Raw genomic sequence first — 20961 nt, 5'->3', positions numbered from 1 at the left:
AAAAACGCCTCGCAAATCCAGGATTTGCGAGGCGTTATGCAGCAACGAGCCGTAGTGCGTCTTAGAACGGAATATCGTCATCCATGTCCGAGAAGTTCGGCGCCGGCTTCGGTGCCGGACGTGGCGCCGGGGCTGGTGCCGGACGCGGGGCCGGTGCCTGGCGTGGGGCCGGGGCTTCATAGCCGCCGCCACCGCCGTAGCTGTCATCGCCACCGCCGGCGTCGCCGCCCATGCCGGAACGGCCGCCCAGCATTTGCATCTGTTCCGCGATGATGTCGGTTGCGTACTTCTCGACGCCGTCCTTGTCCGTGTATTTACGGGTTTGCAGGCGGCCTTCCACGTAGACGGACGAACCTTTTTTCAGGTATTGGCCGACGATTTCCGCCAGGCGGCCGAAGAACGAGATACGGTGCCACTCTGTCAATTCTTTTTGTTCGCCCGTGTTGCGGTCCTTCGATTTGTACGAAGTGGCCACGGCGATGTTGGCGATCGCGTCGCCGCTAGGCATGTAGCGGATTTCCGGGTCACGGCCCAGATTGCCGACGATGATGACTTTGTTGACTGATGCCATGAATAACTCCTGATGAACTGCAGCGGGAGCCGGTGTCCCGCGCGTTAGTTTAGTGTACTAAACGAGGATTATAAGCGACCACGCGGCGCAAAGCACCCGCTTTCTGGCGGACGCCCTCTCCCGTGCGGCAGCACGTTTTTTTCACGGCAGGTGAAAACAAGAAACTTGAATACTGGTATTATATACAGTGCTTGAACGTCTGCACGCATCTGTATCAAACTTTGTCAGGGCACGTTCGCCTGGCGGCGCAATCCGCCCGTGGCTGCCTCAGGCATGCAGAGCAAAACCCGGCTATAGTAACAGGTTGACCCGTTGTGGCTCCTCATCTGCACCCAGGCACAATGCGCCGGCCGCACCACTCACTGAAAGCAAGGCAATCACATGGAACAGATCCGCATTCGCGGCGCTCGCACGCATAACCTCAAGAATATCAATCTCGATTTGCCGCGCAATAAGCTGATCGTGATTACCGGCTTGTCCGGCTCCGGCAAGTCTTCGCTGGCCTTCGACACCCTGTACGCAGAAGGCCAGCGCCGCTATGTCGAGTCGCTGTCGGCGTATGCGCGCCAGTTCCTGCAGCTGATGGAAAAACCGGACGTCGACCTGATCGAGGGATTATCTCCCGCCATCTCCATCGAACAGAAGGCAACTTCGCACAACCCGCGCTCGACGGTGGGCACCGTAACGGAAATCCACGACTATTTGCGCCTGCTGTATGCGCGCGTGGGCACACCCTACTGCCCCGATCATCCGGAAAACGCGCTGGCCGCCCAGTCCGTGTCGCAAATGGTCGACGCCGTACTGGCCATGCCGGAAGACACCAAGCTGATGATCCTGGCGCCCGTCGTCGCCAACCGCAAGGGCGAACACGTAGACCTGTTCGAGCAGATGCAGGCGCAGGGCTTCGTGCGTTTTCGCGTGCAGAGCGGCACGCACGCGGCGAAAATCTATGAAGTTGATGACCTCCCGAAATTAAAGAAAACGGAAAAACACACGATCGACGTCGTCATCGACCGCGTCAAGGTGAACCAGGAGATCAAGCAACGCCTGGCGGAAAGTTTCGAGACGGCCCTGCGCCTGGCCGACGGCCGCGCCATCGCCTACGAAATGGATACGGCCCAGGAACACGTGTACTCCAACAAGTTCGCCTGCAATGTGTGCGGCTATTCCCTGCAGGAACTGGAACCGCGGTTGTTCTCGTTCAACAACCCCATGGGCGCCTGCCCCGAATGCGACGGCCTGGGACACATTGAATTCTTTGACCCGAAACGCATCGTCGCGTTCCCGAACCTGTCGCTCGCCTCGGGCGCCGTCAAGGGCTGGGACCGCCGCAACCAGTTTTACTTCCAGATGCTGTCGAACCTGGCCGCGTATTACGAGTTCGACCTGGACATGCCGTTCGAACAGCTGGCACTGAATGCCCAGCAAGCCGTGCTGTACGGTTCCGGCAAGCAAGTGATTCCGTTTACCTATGTCAATGAACGGGGCCGCACCGTCATCAAGGAACACACGTTCGAAGGCGTGGTCAACAATCTGCAGCGCCGCTACCGCGAAACGGACTCGATGGCCGTCAAGGAAGAGCTGGCCAAGTTCATCAATGAAAAATGCTGCCCCTCATGCGATGGCGCGCGCCTGCGCGTGGAAGCGCGCTTCGTCAAGGTCGGCACGGGCAAGCAGCAGCGCGCCATCTATGAAGTGGCGGAAAAACCGCTGCGCGAGACGCTGGAATTCTTTGAAAAACTGAAACTGACGGGCGCCAAGAAAGAGATCGCCGACCGCGTGGTCAAGGAAATCATTTCGCGCCTGAAATTCCTCAACAATGTGGGCCTCGATTACCTGTCGCTGGACCGCAGCGCCGACACGCTGTCCGGCGGCGAAGCACAACGCATCCGCCTGGCGTCGCAGATCGGCTCCGGTTTGACGGGCGTCATGTATGTGCTCGATGAACCGTCGATCGGCTTGCATCAGCGCGATAATGACCGCTTGATCGAAACCTTGAAACACTTGCGCGACATCGGCAACAGCGTGCTGGTGGTCGAGCATGACGAAGACGCCATCCGCACGGCCGACTATATCGTCGACATGGGCATCGGCGCGGGCGTGCACGGCGGCGAAATCATCGCCGAAGGCACCTTGCCCGAGATCTTGAAGAACAAGAAATCGCTGACGGCGCAGTACCTGAACGGCAAGCTGAAAATCGCCGTGCCGGCCAAGCGCCACGCCAGCAATCCGGAAAAGCAGTTGCTCATTACTGGCGCGACGGGCAACAACCTGAAAAAGGTGTCGCTGAGCTTGCCGGTGGGCTTGATGACGTGCGTCACGGGCGTGTCCGGCTCGGGCAAGTCGTCGCTCGTCAACGATACCTTGTATCCTGCCCTGTCGCGCCATTTGTATGGTTCGCAGACGGAACCGGCGCCGCACGACTCGATCAGCGGCCTGGAACACTTCGACAAGGTCATTTCCGTCGACCAGGCGCCGATCGGCCGCACGCCGCGCTCGAATCCCGCCACCTACACGGGCTTGTTTACGCCGATCCGCGACCTGTTCTCCACCGTGCCGACGGCCAAGGAACGCGGTTACAGCGCGGGCCGCTTCTCGTTCAACGTGAAGGGCGGACGTTGCGAAGCGTGCCAGGGCGATGGCGTGATCAAGGTCGAGATGCATTTCTTGCCCGACGTCTACGTGCCATGCGACGTGTGCCACGGCAAGCGCTACAACCGCGAAACGCTGGAAGTGCAATACAAGGGCAAGAACATCACGGAAGTGCTGGGCATGACGGTGGAAGAGGCGCATGAATTCTTCAAACCGGTCCCCTTGATCGCGCGCAAGCTGCAAACCCTGCTCGACGTGGGCCTGGGCTACATCAAGCTGGGGCAAAGCGCCACCACCCTGTCCGGCGGCGAGGCGCAACGCGTGAAACTGTCGCTGGAATTGTCCAAGCGCGACACGGGCCGCACCCTGTACATCCTCGATGAACCGACGACGGGCTTGCACTTCCACGACATCGATTTACTGTTAAAGGTCATCCACCGCCTGCGCGACCAGGGCAACACCCTCGTCATCATCGAGCACAACCTGGACGTCATCAAGACGGCCGACTGGATCGTCGACCTGGGTCCCGAAGGGGGCGCCGGCGGCGGCCAAATCATCGCCACGGGCACGCCGGAAGACGTGGCCCTGAATCCGGCCAGCGTGACGGGTAAATACCTGGGGCCGCTGCTCAAGCAATAAGCCGCGCCTCCCGCTCGATCCCCCGGCGAATGATCTTGTCCGGGGGATTTTTCTATGGGAAACTATTTTCTCTGGTCACAGCACCGGCTTTCAGAGAAAACATGCCGCACTTCCCTTCACGTTTATCCAGCTGGGTTCGCCATTGCGTAACCACGTCATGGTTGCTGTCGTCCAGCGTGGCGGTGGCGTGTTCCTGCATGCAGGGGATATCCGGCGAGTTCCTCCATGCGGCACCGGCCGCATCCGGCAAGCCGGCCGTGGTCACGGTGCCTGCCAATGCACGCGGCATCCTGTTTCTTCCAAATCAATCTCCCGATTTCCTGCTCAGGGATCAGGATGGCCATATCCTTGTCGGCCCGCCAGTCCCCCTTTCCACCAAGCGGTTTCGTATTATCGAACGCGGTACGGGGCGCAAGCTGACACCGGTGGCGGTACGATTGCGCGTGGAAAAACAGATGGGAGTACAGCCCTATATTTACTATCTGGCCAGCCCGGAAATGCAGCAATGCGCCGAAGAGAAGAACGCGTCCATGCCGATATGCCGCGGAGTGAAAGCCATGGAACGGAGCTGGGACAAACCGGAACCGGAGGGGCCGAGCGATGCCGTCAAGCGCTTCGCCATGCAGCAGGGCTTGCGTGAGGTCAGCGAGGAAATCGATGCCTCCTATGGCTTATACAGGATCGAGGCGCGCGAAGGCTTCAAGCCTGGCAAGCTGTACGACATCAGCTATCGCTCTACAGAGCGCAAGCTAACAGCGGTGCTGCGCATGGGCACCACGCCCTTGCGCATCAATGCCCCAGGCCAATTTTCCATTCGCACAGACGGCGCACCGCGGCGTGAGCGTTTGCAGATGGCGCAGGGTGGCACTTGCTCCAGGACCGCCAAGCTGGCCAGCCAGCCCTTGCAACTGGCTTGGCCACCAGCCTACGACGCGTATGAGTCGCTTGTGATGTACTTCATGCGGCACAAATTACATCAGGAAGACAGGCAGCAAACCGCGCCGCCAGGACGCTTTTTTTCATTCCAATACTGGCCGTCCCTGTGTACCGACATCGCCCATGGCAGCAGCTTTCATGGCAATGGCCGCGAACTGGCGGTCGGCGATTGCCAGGCGCCTGCCCCACGCGAGGTCAAGGCCTACGCAGGCGTGCTGGAAGTGGAAGACCGCTTGCATGAGACAGCGCCCCTGTCCGTCACATTTCCAAAGGCAAAGCCGGATGAGTGTCCAGCAATGATGGACGAGGTCTATCCGATTTATCTCGTGCCGGCCCAGACAGGCTAGACGCCTCAAACGCGCAATAAAAAACGGCGCGGATTGCTCATGCAATCCGCGCCGTTTCTCTTTTTGCTAGCACCCCAGTCATTGCCGGCGTGTCATTTATCTCACGCCAGTCTTTGCCGGCGTGTTTCTCCCCCACTACAACTCTTCACACCTGACAAGCTTGTCAGGCGCCGCTTGACGCTAACTTACGCACTCAGCCGCTTTTCCAACGCCGCCTTGTGACCTGCCAATTCCTGCGGCAGATGATACGCGAGTTTTTCGAACAACTCCGTATGCAATTTCAATTCTTCCACCCACGCGGCCTTGTCGATCGAGGTGATGGTGTCGAACTGTTCTTGCGTGAATGGCAAGCCATCCCAGTTCAGGTCGCCATACTGCGGCGTCGTGCCGAACAGGTTTTCCACGCCGCCCGCCTTGCCTTCGATACGCTCCAGCATCCATTTGAGCACGCGCATGTTGTCGCCAAAGCCAGGCCAGACGAATTTGCCAGCCTCGTCCGTACGGAACCAGTTGACGCAATAGATCTTCGGCAGGGCAGCCGGGTTGACCTTGCCCACCTTGACGCCCATGTCCAGCCAGTGCTGGAAGTAATCGCTCATGTTATAGCCGATAAACGGCAACATGGCAAATGGATCGCGGCGCACGACGCCCATCTGGCCCACGGCCGCGGCCGTCGTTTCCGAGCCCATGGTGGCGGCCATGTAGACGCCCTCGACCCAGTTGCGCGCTTCGGTGACGAGCGGCACGGTGGTGGAGCGGCGGCCGCCGAAGATGAAGGCCGAGATCGGCACGCCGGCCGGATCGTCCCAGGCAGCGTCGATCACTGGGTTTTGCGTTGCCGCAACCGTGAAGCGCGCATTCGGGTGCGCCGCCTTGGTGCCGGACGCTGGCGTCCAGTCCTTGCCCTGCCAGTCGATCAGGTGGCTTGGTGCTTCTTTCGTCAAACCTTCCCACCAGACGTCCCCGTCGTCCGTCAGCGCCACGTTGGTGAAGATCGTGTTGTCGCGCATGGACGCCATGCAGTTGTAATTGGTTTTTTCGTTGGTGCCCGGCGCCACGCCAAAATAACCGGCTTCCGGGTTGATGGCGTACAGGCGGCCGTCGGCGCCCGGCTTGATCCAGGCGATATCGTCACCGATGGTCGTCACTTTCCAGCCGTTAAAACTTGCCGGCGGAATCAGCATGGCGAAGTTGGTCTTGCCGCAAGCGGACGGGAACGCTGCCGCCACGTAGTGTTTCTTGCCTTCCGGCGATTCCACGCCGAGGATCAGCATGTGTTCGGCCAACCAGCCCGGGTTGCTGTCCGATGCTTGCGCTTCCTGGTAACCCATGTTCGAGGCGATGCGCAGGGCGAAACATTTCTTGCCCAGCAAGGCGTTGCCGCCGTAACCCGAACCGAAGGACCAGATTTCGCGCGTTTCCGGGAAGTGCACGATGTATTTGGTGCTGTTGCACGGCCATTTCACGTCGGCCTGGCCGGCGGCCAGCGGTGCGCCCACGCTGTGTACGCACGGCACGAACTCGCCATCCGTACCCAGCACGTCGTACACGGCACGGCCCATGCGGGTCATGATCTTCATGTTGACGGCGACATATGGCGAATCGGACAGTTCCACGCCGATGTGCGCGATCGGCGAACCCAGCGGGCCCATCGAGAAGGGCACGACGTACATGGTGCGGCCGCGCATGCAACCATCGAACAGGCCGTTCAAGGTGTGGCGCATTTCGCCAGGCTCGGTCCAGTTATTCGTCGGGCCGGCCGCTTCTTTTGTTGCCGAGCAGATATACGTGCGGTCTTCGACGCGGGCCACGTCGCTCGGATCGGAGCAGGCCAGGTAGGAATTCGGGCGCTTTTGCGCATTCAGTTTTTTCATGGTGCCGCTGGCAACCATTTCAGCGCACAAGCGCTCATACTCTTCTTGCGAACCATCGCACCAGTAAATACGCTCTGGCTTGGTCAGCGCAGCAATGTCGGCCACCCAGTTGATCAGTTTCTGTTGTTTAATATAAGCTGGGACGTTGAGTGCGGCGACGCCACCCATGACGGGCTGATTCATATTACCTCCAATACCAATAAAAGAAATTCTGGTCATTCCGGCAAGACAGGCAGCATCGTTGAGAGGTGGCTGCGGCTCACTGCGGGCGGTATGCTCACGCGGGCAGGGCTCTGGTGTCGTTTACCTGGATCATGCACCCAGGCTGCAGGAACAGTTTGCGCTATAACTATAATCAGGAAGCTTCAAAAGTGCCGGCGATTGTACACCCGCGTAACGGCTATTCTCGCAAAAATGTAGGAGAATAGCTTGACTAATGTAGTAGGCTATTCAGCATTTCCCGTATCCTGTTATTTCCCTACCAAATCCTCACTCAAATCGGCCATCCACCATGAAAATTGCCATACTCGATGATTACCAGGATGCCGTGCGCGGCCTCGATTGCTTCCAGTTGCTCGATGGCCACGAGGTCAAGGTGTTCAGCAACACGGCGCGGGGCCTGGGCCAGCTGGCGATCCGCCTGGCGCCATACGACGCGCTGGTGCTGATCCGTGAACGCAGCAGTTTCAACCGCGCCTTGCTGTCGAAATTGCCGAACCTGAAACTGATTTCGCAAACGGGCAAGGTCAGCGGGCACATCGACGTGCCGGCCGCCACCGAGCTGGGCATCGCCATCGCGGAAGGCATCGGCTCGCCCACGGCGCCGGCCGAACTGACGTGGGCGCTGATCATGGCGGCGCAGCGCAAGATCGTGCCGTACGCGCAACATTTACAGGAAGGGCTGTGGCAGACATCGTCGCTGGAGCCAGCGCGCAATACGCTCGGCACGGTATTGAAAGGGCGCACCCTGGCGATCTGGGGCTACGGCAAGATCGGGCAATTGATCGCCGGCTATGGCCGCGCCTTCGGCATGACCATCCTCGTGTGGGGCAGCGAAGCGAGCCGCGCGGCGGCCGTGGCGGCCGGGGATACGGCCGCCACGTCGCGGGAAGCGTTCTTTGAACAGGCCGACGTCTTGACCCTGCACCTGCGCCTGTCCGATGCGACGCGTGGCCTGGTAACAGCCGAGGACCTGGCGCGCATGAAGCCGACGTCCCTGTTCGTCAACACGAGCCGCGCCGAGCTGGTGATGGAGGGCGCGCTGGAAGCGGCGCTGCCGCAGGGGCGCCCAGGCGCCGCCGCGCTGGACGTATTTACGGACGAACCGCTGCCGCCAGGCTCGCCATTGCTGCTGCTGCCGAACGTGCTGGCCACGCCACACCTGGGCTACGTCGAGCGTGACAGCTATGAACTGTATTTCCGCTACGCCTTGCAAAACATCGTTGATTTTGCGCAAGGTCAATGCACGCGCCTGCTCAATCCCGAGGCGCTGGCGCATGCGCGGCAAGCTCTTCAGGAACGCTGAAAGCCCTTCAACAAGTCCGGTTCGCCCGTGATGCGGATGGCGGGTGCCGGCAGCACGTGGCGGCCGCGCCACAGGCCGGCCCAGCCGGGTGGCCAGGCGATATCCGGTCCGGCGTACGGCGCCACGCCGGCGCGCACGGCAACGACCGGCACGGGCGGCATGTCGGGCAAGGGCTCGCCTGGCGTGCGCTGCATGTCCAGGCTGTACATGTAATCGGGCAATAAAGCATCGCAGACGCGGCCAAACCAATCGCTATGGTCATCGTCGCGTCCCAGCGCCTGCGCCAGGCCCTGCGGGTCGAAACGGGCCAGGGCATCGATCAGCTCGCCAGTGGTGGCGCCCGGCGTATCGCCCCAGCCCATCACGGGGTTGACGTTGTAATCGGCGCCCGAACCGTACCAGCCTTCGCGCCAGGGCCGCTGCATCCAGTCGCGCGGCCCCGTAAACAAATGCCAGCGCCAGTGCAGGCCGGACGGCTTGGGCCAGGAATACAGATACAGCTTCTGATAGCCGGCCTGGTGCAGCTCGCGCACCATGGCCATCAGGCGCGCATGCGGCATGCGGTCCGGCGGCGCGCGGCGAAACAGGATCGCTTCGCCATCGGCAAACTGCACGTCGTCGGTCGACAGGTTCAGGTCCAGGGTCCGCGCTTCGCTGCCGAAACGGGCGGCGATCCAGCCCGTCAGCAAATTGACGGACGTGATCACCCCGTAACCGCGGTGGCGGTGAAAAATGACGGTGCCGGGAGCGAGCGCTTTCATACGGAGTCGGGGTGGCAGGCAAACAAAGAAACCAGTGTACTCACAGATGGCCAAATTTTCCAGATGCGGCGCGGTAGCGGGACGGCAGGCACGCTGGCCCATCTGCGGCAGCATTCACGCAACGCCGCCAATCCACGCTATCATGCGCGTCATTCTCCACTGACATCGTGACCACATCATGACTTTGCGCATACTCGCCACTGGCGGCACTTTCGACAAACACTACAACGAATTGAACGGTACCCTGGGCTTTTCCGACAGTCATTTGCCGGCAGCGATTGCCCGCGCGCGCATGACGGCGCCCGTGGCGCTGGAGCAATTGCCCCTGCTCGATTCGCTCGACATGCAGGATGCGGACCGCCAGCGCGTGCTGGCCTCGTGCCGCGCGGCACAGGAAAAAGCCATCGTCATCATCCACGGCACCGACACCATGCGCGAAACGGCGCAGGTGCTGGGCGCGGCGAACCTGCAGCAAACGGTCATTTTGACGGGCGCCATGATTCCCTACGAAATCGACAACTCCGACGCCCTGTTCAACCTGGGCTTTGCCTGCGGCGTGGCGCAAACCTTGCCAGCCGGCGTGTACGTGGCCATGAATGGCCAGATCTTCGCCTGGGACAACGTGCAAAAGAACCGCGCCGCCGGCGTGTTCCAGCCCTTGTAGGGCGATGCCAGGACAGGGGTAAAAGCAGACCGGCCCGCGGCCTGACTGACCCTTTGTCACAATTCGACCAGCCCGTTTTCAACGGGCTTTTTTTATGTTTTTTCACCTTTCACAAATTCTGCAAAACCACAGAATCCGTCGAATTATTGCAGGTAAAACATCAAATTGCCAATACAATAATTTTATGTTGTAAAAAAACGCCATTGATCATTTTTAAAAACACCGATATTATTAAATATAAAACTGCAATTTAACAATTAAATTAAATATTCTTCTGTATCCATAATTTATTGCCAAATCCGACACGGTTGATATGCATTTTTTCTTGCTGAGACGACATAATGTTCGCCTCGACAAGTCAAAAGTGCATTTATAACAATATTGCGCTAAGTAGTCTTCCACCTCCCACCGACGTGGTTCCGCCTACCGTACACGAGCACCGCTGGTCATCTACCCGATGGCCAGAGCGGTGCTCGTGTACTGCTTGTCGTTATTAAAACTACTACGGAGTAATTGTTACAATGGCATTTAAAGAAAAAATTGGCGTACGCAGCGTACGCCTGGCCCTGACCGTACTGGCAGGTAGCGTCTTGTTCTCTGGCCAATCCATGGCGGACGAAGCAATTCAAAAAGTTGAAATTACCGGTTCGAGTATCAAGCGTATCGCTGTCGAAGGCGCCTTGCCTGTGCAGCGCCTGACGCAAGAAGCGATCGCCAAGACGGGCGCCACCACGGTTGCCGACCTGCTCCAGGCACTGCCCGCCATGCAGGGCTTTACCGTCGGCGCCGCAGCAGCAGGCACCAATTCGGGCGGCCGCACCAGCGCGTCGATCCATGACATCGGCGAAGATTACACCCTGGTCCTGCTGAACGGCCGCCGCATCGCGCCACAAGGCTCGGGCACCTCCGTCAACCTGAACGCCATTCCGATGAGCGCCGTTGAACGCGTCGAAGTGCTGACCGACGGCGCTTCGGCCCTGTACGGCTCGGACGCCATCGCCGGCGTGATCAACTTCATTCTGAAGAAGAACCAGCAAGGCGGCTCCCTGGAAGCCACCTATGGCGGTCCGGAAGACAAGGGCGGCAACGCCTGGAACACCAGCGTGACCTATGGCGTCGGCGACATCGACGAAGACCGTTTTAACGTGCTGGTATCGTACCGCCATGACGAGCAATCGAACTTGCGCGCCACCGACCGCACGTTCGCCCGTTCGTCGCGTATTCCAGTGAGCTTTAACGGCAAACAATACGTCTACGACAAGACCGCCATAGGCACGGCACCGGCCAACGCCACCGTGTCCGTCAAAGGCAAAGACGATTACCTCTTCAATCCATACCTGGCGAAGAATGATAATTGTGGCGCCGTGACCAATGCCCCACTGGCAGCCAATAAGCTGGCTTGCGGCTACGATGGCGGTTCGACGGTTGAAATCGTGCCTGAATCGAAGCGCGACAGCCTGTTTACCCGCGCCACCTACAAACTCAACGATTCGCTGAATGCGTTTGCCGAAGTCGCCTACTCGCGTTATGACCTGACCGCGCGCATCTCGGCCAATCCGGTGGCAATCCCGATTGCGCTTAACGGTGCGCAGTACAACAAGTATGTCCTGCCTTACCTGACACCAGAGCAGGTCAAGGACATCACCTCCGTGTCAGCCAACTATCGCATGAGCGACTGGGGTACCCGCGACTCCAACACCATCACCGAGACCAAGCACTTCGTCGTCGGCGTCGAAGGCGAAATTGGCGCGTGGAACATCGATGCGGGCCTGACCTGGTCGCAAAATTCCATCGATGAACGCTACATCGGCGGCTATGCGAAAACGGCCGATATGAAGGCCCTGCTGAAAAATCCGGCGTTCAACCCGTTCGTGCCGGCCGGCACGCCATCGCCGGAAATGCAAGCGCTGATCAACAATTCGCAATTCAAAGGCTCGATCCGCACGGCATCGACCACCATGCGCGGCATCGATGCGCACGGTTCCCGTGAACTGTTCACCTTGCCAGGCGGCAAAGCCAACATCGGTATCGGCGCCGACTACCGCGAGTACAACTACGGCCAGACGCCAGATGCAGGTGCAAACACCAGCACCATCTACGGCTTCAACACCTCGCCACGCTATGACCTGAGCCGTTCAACCTACGGCGTCTTCGCCGAATTGCTGGCTCCGATCACCAAAACGGTAGAAGTGAGTCTGGCTGGCCGTTATGACTCCGTGTCGGCGATCGACAATGGCGTCATCAACAAGACCATCGGCAAGGATGCCAATGCCAATACCTACAAGGTCACGGCACGCTGGCAGCCGATACAGCAAGTACTGCTGCGCGGCTCCTACGGCACGGGCTTCAAGGCTCCGGACATGCTGAGCATTGGTCAGCCACTGGTCAACAACGGCTTTACCGGTGCTACCTGGAATTGCCCATTCCCAGGCGATGCGCTGTGCCGTGCGCCTAACAGCCAGTACAATAAAATGGCTGGTGGTAACGAAAACCTGAAACCGGAAAAATCGAAACAGTTCACCGTCGGTTTCCGTATCGAGCCTAGCTCGGCATTCTCCTTCGGCGCCGACCTGTGGGACGTGAAAATCACCGATGCGGTTTCGTCCGTGAGCGAAGCGCAAGCGTTCAACAACCCAGGCATGTACCGCGACCTGTTCGGCATCTACATCGAACCGACGACCGGCAAGCCGTACTATGCGTTCAAGTCGCTGTCGATGAACATTGGCCAGACGCATAACCGCGGTATCGACTGGGACATGACGGCACGCAAGAAGTTCGATATCGGTAACTTCACGGCTAACCTGAGCGGTACGCATATGCTCAAGGCCGACTACACCGTACCAGGCACCAAGGATCAGTGGACCAACAACATGAACTACTACGGTATTTCCGATGCCGTCACGTTCCGTAACCTGATGAAGCTCAACATGAGCCTGGAATCGGGCAAGCTGACCAACACGGTCATCGTGAGCTACCGCAATGGCTACACCGACGCTTCGGCCGAGGTGGTCAACCTGGCCACCAACGCAAAGGAAAATATCCGTCTGCACGTGCCTTCGTACACGACGGTTGACTTCCAGGGCCGCTATGCGTACAGCAAAGCAGTGACCTTGCGCGCAGGTATCAAAAACCTGTTCGATCGTGAACCGCCGCTGTCGCTGCGCAGCTCGCGTGGTCACCAGGTTGGCTACGATCCACGCTACGCAGATCCAATGATGCGTTCGTTCTACTTCACGGCCCAGTACAAGTTCTAAGTTGACCTCGTCAACCTAGGCTGAGCCGACCGAGGGCCTTGCAAACGCAAGGCCCTTTTTTTTCGTCCAAAGCCCGTCATGCCAGGCGAAGGACGAAAAAAAAGGAGCCGCAGCTCCTTTTTCGTACCGGCATGACTGCGCTTATGCAGTCGCTTCGCCGCCCAGGGCTTCGACCACGTCGGCCATCAGCTTGCTCAGCTCGCCCGTCATCAGCATCACGTCGCCGTCGAAACGCTCTTCGTCGTTCTTCGTGCTCGATTCCGTTTCCTTGATCACGTCCAGCGGCTTGACGCTCTTGATCGCCAGCGATTCCGTCAGCACGAACGAAATCTTGTCGTTCCACGTCATGGCCAGGCGCGTGCACTGCTTGCCGGCCGCGATGTGGCGGCGCACGTCGTCCGCTTCCAGGGTGTGGCGCACGTAGCGCACGGTGGCCTTGCTCTCGCCCGTGGCGCGCAATTCCGTATCCATGTCGACCGTGAAGCCGGCAGGCGCATCGTCCGCCTGCAGCCATTCCGTCATCACCGCCACGGGCGAGCGCTGCACGCGCAGGCTTTCCAGCGGCAGCTTGTCCACGGCCTTGAGCAGCAGCTTGATGACTTCATCGGCTTTCGCCGGGCTGGCGGCATCGATCACCAGCCAGCCATTGACGGGATCGATCCACGTCCAGACATTGCTGCGGATGCTGAAGGCGCGCGGCAGCAACTCGTCAGCCACGCGTTCCTTCAATTCCTTCATGGCTTTCTTGCCTGGTGCAAAGCCTTGCGCTTCTTCCATCTCGGCAGCGCGGGCTTTGGCCACCTGATTAATGACGGTGGCTGGCAACAGTTTCTTTTCCGTGCCCAGCAAGATCAGCATCTGCTTGTTGACCACGTGGACCAGGCCGCCATTCGGGCGTGGCGTATCCCAGCCCTGGCGCATCAGATCCATGCTGGTCGCCGGCGTAAATTTGTTCGAGGACAAGGCCTCTTCCAGTTGTTCTGGCGTATAGGCCCATGGTGCGGGCAGGCGGTAAATCTGAAGATTCTTGAACCACATAGTTTTTGTCTTCCGTTTGTTTCAGTAGTGCCAGGGGAACGCCATTCTACACTTTCGACACGGGAATGCCGTCAAAAGCGCGGACTGGCGCGGTGTTGTTGATGCGTGGGGAATGCCGCTACAGGGCGGGAAACAGCTCCGCCTGGGCCGGCGCCTGCCGCATCGCGATGGCCGGATCGGACAAGGTCGAGATGCGCACGCCCAGCAGGCGGATTTTCTTTTCAAATGGCACGCGCCGCAAGCAATCGCGGCTGGCCCGCAGGATGGCAGCGGCGTCCGCCGTGGCGCTGGGCAAGGTGATGTCGCGCGTGACGGTGCTGAAATCCTCGAAACGCAGCTTGATACCCACCGTGCGCCCCGCCAGCGACTGCTTGTCCAGGTCGCCCGCCACGCGCGTGCACAGGCTTTCCAGCTTTTCCGACAGCGTGGCGCGGTCGCGCACCACCTGCAAGTCGCGCTCGAACGTCGTTTCGCGGCTGACGGACTTGGTTTCCCGGCTCGTCTGCACGGGCCGCTCGTCGATGCCCAGCGCCGCCTGGCGCAGCCAGCCCGTGTACAGGTCGCCAAACTGCGTGCGCAGCATGGCCATGTCGGCTTGCGCCAGCTCGCCGATGGTGACTATGCCCAGGGCTTCCAGCTTGGCCGTCGCCTTCGGGCCGATACCGTTGATCTTTTTCGCCGGCAAGGGCCACACGCGCGTGGCGATATCCTCGGGCGACAAAATGGTGAGTCCGTCGGGTTTTTCCAGGTCGGAACAGATTTTCGCCAGCAATTTGTTAGGCGCCAGGCCAATCGAGCACGACAGGCCCGTCGCCTCGAACACGGCCGCCTTCAGGCGCGCCGCCATGGCCGGCGCCTGCGCGCCGTGTTCCGTCAGGTCGACATAGATTTCATCGATGCCCACGTTCTGGATAATGGGGCACAACTGGGCCACGGCTTGCTTGAAGCGGGCCGAATACTCGCGGTACGCCTCGAAATCGGCCGGCAGCAGGATGCTGTCGGGCGCCAGTTTCGCCGCCTTCATGATGCCCATGGCGGAAAACACGCCAAACGCGCGCGCCGCATAGGTCGACGTGGTGACGACGCCGCGCCCCACATAATCGCGCATGCGGGCAAACTGCCGCGTGCCGTCAATCTGCAGCACGGGCTGCTGCAGGCGCCCGCCGCCGATGACGACGGCTTCGCCGCGCAATTCCGGATATTTCAGCAGTTCCACGGAGGCAAAGAAGGCGTCCATGTCCAGGTGGGCGATCCAGCGGCGCGCGGCGGGTGCTTCGGCAAGTGTGGGGGCAGATGAAATCAAAAAACACCTCGCGGCGGATCGGCTTGCCTTCATTGCGGCAAGATACTGTGCATGCATACAGTATTACCGGAAATGACCGCGGATGCAAGTTGAAACGCACAGGACCCGATGGCGACGATCAGCGGTTGCTTTTCTCAATAGCAAGATTACAATCCTGACACAACTATTCAAAGGAGTTGCCTTGTCTACAGCACATCATGCCTTGCGTCGCCGGTCCGTCTGGTCATCCATCCTGCCGGCCCTGCTACTGTCCACGCTGGCGCCATCCGCGCTGGCCGCCGACGCCACCACCACCATCGCCACGGCCGTCGCCCCCGTCGCCGCCAAGACGGCCTGGCAGGAAACGCGCCACGGCACGGTCGTCACGGACGACTACCGCTGGCTGCAAAAGAAAGCCGATCCTGCCGTGATCGACTACCTGAATGCGGAAAATGCCTACACGGCCGCCGTCACGGCGCCGATCCAGCCGCTGGCCGACAAGGTATATGCGGAAGTCAAGGGACGCATGCAGGAAGTGGACTTGTCCGTGCCTGCGCGCCAGGGCAATTTCTACTATTACACGCGTGTGGAAGCGGGCAAGCAATACCCGATTCACTGCCGCCGCCCCGTCGGCGCCAGCGGCGCCTATGATGCGCAGGCGGCCGAGGAAATCTTGCTGGATCAGAATCAATTGGCCGAAGGCCACAAATTCTTTGCCGTGCGCGCATTTAGCATCAGCCCGAATGAACAGTTGCTGGCCTACACCACCGACACGACGGGTTTCCGCCAGTACGAGCTGCACGTCAAGGATTTGAAAACGGGCAAGTTGCTGGGCGACAGCATGCCGCGCGTGACATCGCTGGCCTGGGCGGCGGATAACGCCACCCTGATGCTGGCGCAGGAAGACGCCACCACCAAGCGCTCGGACCGCTTGTTCCGCCTGGCCCTGGGCGGTGCGCCGCAACAGGTCTACCACGAGCCGGTGGAGCAGTTTGCCATCCATGTGGACCGCACGCGCGACAAGCAATTCTTCGTGCTCACCTCGGGCAGCACGGACACGAGCGAAGTGCTGCTGCTGCCAACGAGCAAGCCGCAAGGCACGTTCCAATCCGTGCTGAAACGTGAAAAAGGCCACCGCTACGGCATCGAGCACCGCGACGGCCAGCTGTATATTCTGACCAACAAGGGGGCGAAGAATTTCCGTGTCGTCAGCGCGCCATTCTCTGCGCCGCAGCCGAAGAACTGGAAGCCCGTCGTGCCGCACAACAAGGATGCCGTGATCCAGTCCATCGACGTCTTCCAGGGCTACCTGGTGGTGATGGAAAAGGCACGCGCCCTGAACCGCGCCCGCATCTTTGATTTTGCGCAAAAGAACTGGAAGGCGGTGCAATTCGACGACCCCGTCTACCTGGCCACGGCGGCCGGCACGCCGGAGTTTTCCGCCACGCAATTTCGCATGTCCTACCAGTCGCCCGTCACGCCGCCCACCGTCATCGACGTCAGCATGCAGGACGGCAAGCGCACGGTGCTGAAGCAGCAGGAAATCGTCGGCGGCTTCGACAGCAGCCGCTACACCACGCAGCGCTTGTGGGTGAAGGCGCGCGATGGCGTGCAAGTGCCGCTGTGGGTCGTCTACAAGAAAGGCGTCAAGCTCGACGGTTCAGCGCCGCTGCTGCTGTACTCGTACGGCTCCTACGGCATTTCCACGGAAGCCACTTTTTCCATCAGCCGCATCAGCCTGCTGGAACGGGGCGTCATCTATGCGCAAGCGCATATCCGCGGCGGTACCGACATGGGCGAAGCCTGGCATGAAGACGGCATGCTGATGAAGAAGAAAAACACCTTCAATGACTTCATCGACAGCGCCGACTACCTGGTGCGCGAAAAATGGACCAGCCCGAACCGCCTCATCATCCAGGGCGGCAGCGCGGGCGGCTTGCTGATGGGCGCCGTCGTCAACATGCGCCCCGACCTGTTCCACGCCGTGCACGCGGCCGTACCGTTTGTCGACGTGATGAACACCATGATGGACGCCAGCCTGCCCCTGACCACGGGCGAGTACCTGGAATGGGGCGACCCGAACCAGAAGGCCGCGTACGACTACATGCTCAGCTACTCGCCGTACGACAACATTGCGCGCAAGAATTATCCCGCCATGCTGGTGACGACGGGCCTGAACGACAGCCAGGTCATGTACTGGGAACCGGCAAAGTATGTGGCCAAGCTGCGCGCCTATAAAACGGACAGCAATCCCCTGCTGCTGAAAACGAATATGGGTGCCGGCCACGGCGGCGCGTCGGGCCGCTATAACGCCATCGCCGAGAATGCGTTCAATATGGCGTGGATGCTGTCGCAATGGGGCATTACAGAGTAAAGTGAAAAAAGCGCTTGCAGAAGGATTTTACCCGTCCTATAATAGCGCCTCTTCCAGACGTGGTGACAAACGTCGGGATGGTTTTCTGAGACAAGCAACGGGTGCTTAGCTCAGTTGGTAGAGCGGCGCCCTTACAAGGCGTAGGTCGGGAGTTCGAGCCTCTCAGCACCCACCAAATCAGAAAACTGTCCAGTGCTTCATGGATCAGCAATACAGATCATACGAGCTTGGAGTGGTAGTTCAGTTGGTTAGAATACCGGCCTGTCACGTCGGGGGTCGCGGGTTCGAGTCCCGTCCGCTCCGCCAATAAAAGAAAAGCCCTTTGGTTCCTGGAACCGAAGGGCTTTTCCCATTTCAGAAGCCAAAAACACGTCCATCCCCCCTCGCCTGAACATTTTTGCGCTTTTCAGCAAAAAAACTGCCATTCCCCCTCAAGAATAGTTGCACAAGCATGAAAGCGCCCCCTATAATAGTGCCTCTTCCAGACGTGGTGACAAACGTCGGGATAGTTTTCTGGGTATGCGGGTGCTTAGCTCAGTTGGTAGAGCGGCGCCCTTACAAGGCGTAGGTCGGGAGTTCGAGCCTCTCAGCACCCACCACCAAACAGAAAATTATCCAGTGCTTCATGGATCAGCAACACAGATCATACGAGCTTGGAGTGGTAGTTCAGTTGGTTAGAATACCGGCCTGTCACGTCGGGGGTCGCGGGTTCGAGTCCCGTCCGCTCCGCCAATAAAAGAAAAGCCCTTTGGTTCCTGGAACCGAAGGGCTTTTCCCATTGTGGGAGCGCAAATGCACTAGAATCAGCGCTCTTGCCGACTCCGCCGCTCCTGCCTGATGCGCCTGCCCCGCAGCTTTTCCCCCTACCTCGCCCTGCGCTTGCGCCTGGCCCATCATGCTTTGCTGCAATTTGCCGCCAGCCTGGCCAGTTCCATGGAAATTCTCGTGTTCCTGGCCGGTCCCGTCCTGCTGGGCCTGCTCAGCGTCATCGCCCTGCCCGGATTTCTCGCCATGAACCGGCCCTGGCCAGCGGCCCTGGGCTTGCTGGCGGCGCAAGTGCTGCTCACATGCCTGCCCGCCTGGCTGCTGCGCAAGCGATTATTGCCCGCCGCCACCGCCGCCTGGCTGCGCCAGCTGCCCGTACCGCACCACCTGCGCTGGCAAGCCGACATCGCCGTCGCCGGCCTGCTGATGCTGCCGCTGGGCCTCGCCTATGCCGTCTCGGCCACCATCTGGCTGCTGCAGTCGCCGCCCTGGCTGCGCCCCATTGCCGCGCCCGGCATGGCGGCCACCCTCGCCGTCTGGCTGCTGGCGTGGCTGCTAACGGCGCGCATCGTGGCGCAACGCCTGCGCGCGCCGCGGCCCGCACACAGGGCGCGCCCGCCCACGATGACGGCGTATGTGCCGCAACGGCCCCGCTGGCGCACGATGTTCCTGTGGCGCCAGCTGTTCTGGCTGCCGTTCTGGCGCAATGAAAATGTGATCGGCCTGCAGCAAAGCGTGCTGCTGGCCACGGCTGGCGCCAGCATGCTGGCCTGGCTGCTGCGCGCGCCGCTCGTGCCTGCGCCGTTGCTCGGTTTGCTGGCCAGCGCCAGTCTGATCATCGTGACGGACCGGGGCGACAAGGCCGTGCGCGAGCAGATCGCCGTACTGCGCCCCGCATTGGACGCCTGGCCCCTGGCCAGCACGGTCTTGACGCGCCTGGCCTGCGCCGCCAGCCTGCTCCCCGCCTTTGCCGTGCTGCTGGGCGCTGGCGTCTTGCTGTATTGCATAGATCCCGCCGCCCTGCAGCGGCGCGTGACCGGCGTCTACGCCCTCACCGCCAGCGCGACCCTGCTGGCCATCGTCGGCCTGCCCCGCCTCACGCCGCGCGGGCGCGTCGCCCTCGTCGTTTTCTCCATCCTTGCCTTGAGCGCCATCGGAAGCGAATCATGGAATTGAACCTGCCTACTCCCGTGCTGCACCTCGAGCACCTCGATTTTCACTTCCCCACGCACAGCGTCTTCCAGGGCTACAACCAGCAATTCGGCCCCGGCGTCACCTGGCTGCGCGGCGCGAACGGCGCCGGCAAGACGACCCTGCTGAAGCTGGCGGGCGGCGCCCTGCTGCCCGCGCGCGGCGCCATCCGCCTCGATGACGTCGACAGCGTCGCCATGCCGCTGGCCTACCGTGCCCAGACCTTCTATTGCGGCGGCGACACGCCCGCCCTGCCCTGGCTGCAAGTGCACGAGTTTCTCGACCTGCACCTGACCCTGTACCCAGGCAGCGACCAATCGCTGCTGAACGCGGAATTGCACGCCTTTGCCATGACATCAACCTTGCAGCAAAGCATCACCGCCCTCTCGCTGGGACAGCATAAAAAGCTGCAACTGGCCCTGGCCCTGGCCTTGCCGGTGCGCCTGCTGCTGATCGACGAACCGTTCAACGGTCTCGACGCGGCCGCCATGGCCCACTTGCGCGCGCGCCTGGCCGAGCCATCCCGCCTGGCGCGCCAATGCATCGTGCTGACCAGCCATTTGGCGCCAGACGTGCCGCTGGCGGCGACGCTGGAAATATAGACAGGAAATACAGCTTTGCAGATCGACCAAGGACAGCTTACGATGCCGTGTTGCAAAAACCGGCGATCCCGGTGCAGCCATTACCCATAACACGGCGCGCTTATTCACCGCGCCTGGCTTATTCTTGGAGATTATTATGTTGAACACCCACCGCCGCGCCCTGGCGATTTTGTGCGCCGCCTTCGCCACCTCGGCCATCGCGGCCGGCCCCACGGGCACGGCCGCCGACTATGGCAGCAGCGCCCCGCACGCCGCCGCCCAGCGCACCATCGAGCTGCAGACCGACGCCCGCCACATCAACGTCACGCACGGCGAAACCATCACCATCGCGCGCGCCGGCCAGCGTTTTACGTGGCACGTGCACACCTTCAACAACAGGACCGTCTTCGCCCTGGCCGACATCGCGCCGAAGGACATGCCCGTCGACGGGATTCAAGTGTATGTGGCCGGCAACCCGCTGTACGCGGGCAGCTAAGTTTCTTCTACGCATAAAAAAACCGGAACCCCCTTGCGGCAGTTCCGGTTTTTTCTTGATACGGCTCAATA

At 60.5% G+C, this 20961-nt stretch carries 14 protein-coding genes and 4 tRNA genes; 13 read left to right on the top strand and 5 right to left on the bottom strand.

What is annotated here, in order from left to right; genetic code table 11:
• Positions 1-61 precede the first annotated feature (61 nt).
• The gene (gene ssb, locus O0879_RS27940; protein WP_034781209.1) at positions 62-571 is read right to left on the bottom strand and encodes a single-stranded DNA-binding protein; all 510 of its coding nucleotides are present in this window, start codon (positions 569-571) and stop codon (positions 62-64) included.
• Positions 572-952: 381 nt separating this feature from the next.
• On the opposite strand from ssb, the gene uvrA reads away from it, so the two are divergent.
• Both uvrA and O0879_RS27930 read left to right on the top strand, forming a co-directional pair.
• Positions 953-3802: an excinuclease ABC subunit UvrA gene (gene uvrA / locus O0879_RS27935; RefSeq protein ID WP_251351697.1), complete on the top strand. Its 2850-nt coding sequence runs from the start codon at positions 953-955 to the stop codon at positions 3800-3802.
• A gap of 35 nt (positions 3803-3837) precedes the next feature.
• Positions 3838-5085, top strand: a complete 1248-nt coding sequence (locus tag O0879_RS27930; RefSeq protein WP_289919896.1) for a hypothetical protein — start codon at positions 3838-3840, stop codon at positions 5083-5085.
• Between the two features lie 185 nt (positions 5086-5270).
• On the opposite strand, the gene O0879_RS27925 is transcribed toward O0879_RS27930, so the two are convergent.
• Complete coding sequence (locus O0879_RS27925; RefSeq protein ID WP_099666117.1) at positions 5271-7142, bottom strand: phosphoenolpyruvate carboxykinase (GTP); 1872 nt, start codon at positions 7140-7142, stop codon at positions 5271-5273.
• Between the two features lie 328 nt (positions 7143-7470).
• Here O0879_RS27925 and O0879_RS27920 point away from each other — a divergent pair, with 328 nt between their 5' ends.
• On the top strand, positions 7471-8484 hold the full coding sequence (locus tag O0879_RS27920) for a D-2-hydroxyacid dehydrogenase family protein (RefSeq protein WP_289919893.1): 1014 nt from the start codon (positions 7471-7473) through the stop codon (positions 8482-8484).
• On the opposite strand, the gene O0879_RS27915 is transcribed toward O0879_RS27920, so the two are convergent.
• A complete protein-coding gene (locus O0879_RS27915; protein WP_251351700.1) occupies positions 8472-9245 on the bottom strand; it encodes an L-asparaginase in 774 nt (257 codons plus the stop codon). The two genes, O0879_RS27920 and O0879_RS27915, sit on opposite strands and share 13 nt — an antisense overlap.
• Positions 9246-9423: 178 nt before the next feature.
• Between O0879_RS27915 and O0879_RS27910 the strand changes: the two genes are divergently transcribed.
• Both O0879_RS27910 and O0879_RS27905 read left to right on the top strand, forming a co-directional pair.
• A complete protein-coding gene (locus tag O0879_RS27910) occupies positions 9424-9909 on the top strand; it encodes an asparaginase domain-containing protein (protein ID WP_034781194.1) in 486 nt (161 codons plus the stop codon).
• A 608-nt stretch (positions 9910-10517) separates the two neighbouring features.
• Positions 10518-13163 (top strand): TonB-dependent receptor, encoded by a 2646-nt coding sequence (locus tag O0879_RS27905; RefSeq protein WP_289919890.1) that lies wholly within the window; start codon positions 10518-10520, stop codon positions 13161-13163.
• Between the two features lie 141 nt (positions 13164-13304).
• Here O0879_RS27905 and O0879_RS27900 read toward each other — a convergent pair whose 3' ends face one another.
• Together O0879_RS27900 and dinB are read right to left on the bottom strand one after the other, a co-directional pair.
• Positions 13305-14201, bottom strand: a complete 897-nt coding sequence (locus O0879_RS27900) for a recombination-associated protein RdgC (protein WP_070302999.1) — start codon at positions 14199-14201, stop codon at positions 13305-13307.
• Between the two features lie 118 nt (positions 14202-14319).
• A complete protein-coding gene (gene dinB / locus O0879_RS27895; protein ID WP_289919886.1) occupies positions 14320-15504 on the bottom strand; it encodes a DNA polymerase IV in 1185 nt (394 codons plus the stop codon).
• A 181-nt stretch (positions 15505-15685) separates the two neighbouring features.
• Between dinB and O0879_RS27890 the strand changes: the two genes are divergently transcribed.
• The 8 genes from O0879_RS27890 (at position 15686) to O0879_RS27855 (ending at position 20890) form a co-directional block, all read left to right on the top strand.
• On the top strand, positions 15686-17857 hold the full coding sequence (locus O0879_RS27890) for a S9 family peptidase (RefSeq protein ID WP_289906979.1): 2172 nt from the start codon (positions 15686-15688) through the stop codon (positions 17855-17857).
• Between the two features lie 99 nt (positions 17858-17956).
• Positions 17957-18032, top strand: a tRNA-Val gene (locus O0879_RS27885).
• A 54-nt stretch (positions 18033-18086) separates the two neighbouring features.
• Positions 18087-18163: transfer RNA gene (locus O0879_RS27880), tRNA-Asp, on the top strand.
• Between the two features lie 217 nt (positions 18164-18380).
• Positions 18381-18456, top strand: a tRNA-Val gene (locus tag O0879_RS27875).
• A 56-nt stretch (positions 18457-18512) separates the two neighbouring features.
• Positions 18513-18589: transfer RNA gene (locus O0879_RS27870), tRNA-Asp, on the top strand.
• 105 nt (positions 18590-18694) lie between these two features.
• Positions 18695-19798 (top strand): hypothetical protein, encoded by a 1104-nt coding sequence (locus tag O0879_RS27865; protein WP_289919884.1) that lies wholly within the window; start codon positions 18695-18697, stop codon positions 19796-19798.
• Positions 19789-20415, top strand: coding sequence for an ATP-binding cassette domain-containing protein (locus O0879_RS27860; RefSeq protein WP_289919883.1), 627 nt, complete (start codon positions 19789-19791; stop codon positions 20413-20415). Before O0879_RS27865 ends, O0879_RS27860 begins: the two co-directional genes overlap by 10 nt.
• 136 nt (positions 20416-20551) lie before the next feature.
• Complete coding sequence (locus O0879_RS27855; RefSeq protein ID WP_289919880.1) at positions 20552-20890, top strand: CzcE family metal-binding protein; 339 nt, start codon at positions 20552-20554, stop codon at positions 20888-20890.
• Positions 20891-20961 lie beyond the last annotated feature (71 nt).

It is taken from the genome of Janthinobacterium sp. SUN120 (assembly GCF_030397735.1).
GTDB lineage: Bacteria > Pseudomonadota > Gammaproteobacteria > Burkholderiales > Burkholderiaceae_D > Janthinobacterium > Janthinobacterium kumbetense.
The sequence above is the reverse complement of the archived record's forward strand: the minus strand, read 5'-3'. Positions and strand labels throughout refer to the sequence as shown.

What these genes read in the sequence shown, in the direction of transcription:
- ssb (WP_034781209.1), bottom strand. Translation starts at nt 571, where the DNA reads ATGGCATCAGTCAACAAAGTCATCATCGTCGGCAATCTGGGCCGTGAC.
- uvrA (WP_251351697.1), top strand. Translation starts at nt 953, where the DNA reads ATGGAACAGATCCGCATTCGCGGCGCTCGCACGCATAACCTCAAGAAT.
- O0879_RS27925 (WP_099666117.1), bottom strand. Translation starts at nt 7,142, where the DNA reads ATGAATCAGCCCGTCATGGGTGGCGTCGCCGCACTCAACGTCCCAGCT.
- O0879_RS27920 (WP_289919893.1), top strand. Translation starts at nt 7,471, where the DNA reads ATGAAAATTGCCATACTCGATGATTACCAGGATGCCGTGCGCGGCCTC.
- O0879_RS27915 (WP_251351700.1), bottom strand. Translation starts at nt 9,245, where the DNA reads ATGAAAGCGCTCGCTCCCGGCACCGTCATTTTTCACCGCCACCGCGGT.
- O0879_RS27910 (WP_034781194.1), top strand. Translation starts at nt 9,424, where the DNA reads ATGACTTTGCGCATACTCGCCACTGGCGGCACTTTCGACAAACACTAC.
- O0879_RS27905 (WP_289919890.1), top strand. Translation starts at nt 10,518, where the DNA reads ATGGCGGACGAAGCAATTCAAAAAGTTGAAATTACCGGTTCGAGTATC.
- O0879_RS27900 (WP_070302999.1), bottom strand. Translation starts at nt 14,201, where the DNA reads ATGTGGTTCAAGAATCTTCAGATTTACCGCCTGCCCGCACCATGGGCC.
- O0879_RS27865 (WP_289919884.1), top strand. Translation starts at nt 18,695, where the DNA reads ATGCGCCTGCCCCGCAGCTTTTCCCCCTACCTCGCCCTGCGCTTGCGC.
- O0879_RS27860 (WP_289919883.1), top strand. Translation starts at nt 19,789, where the DNA reads ATGGAATTGAACCTGCCTACTCCCGTGCTGCACCTCGAGCACCTCGAT.
- O0879_RS27855 (WP_289919880.1), top strand. Translation starts at nt 20,552, where the DNA reads ATGTTGAACACCCACCGCCGCGCCCTGGCGATTTTGTGCGCCGCCTTC.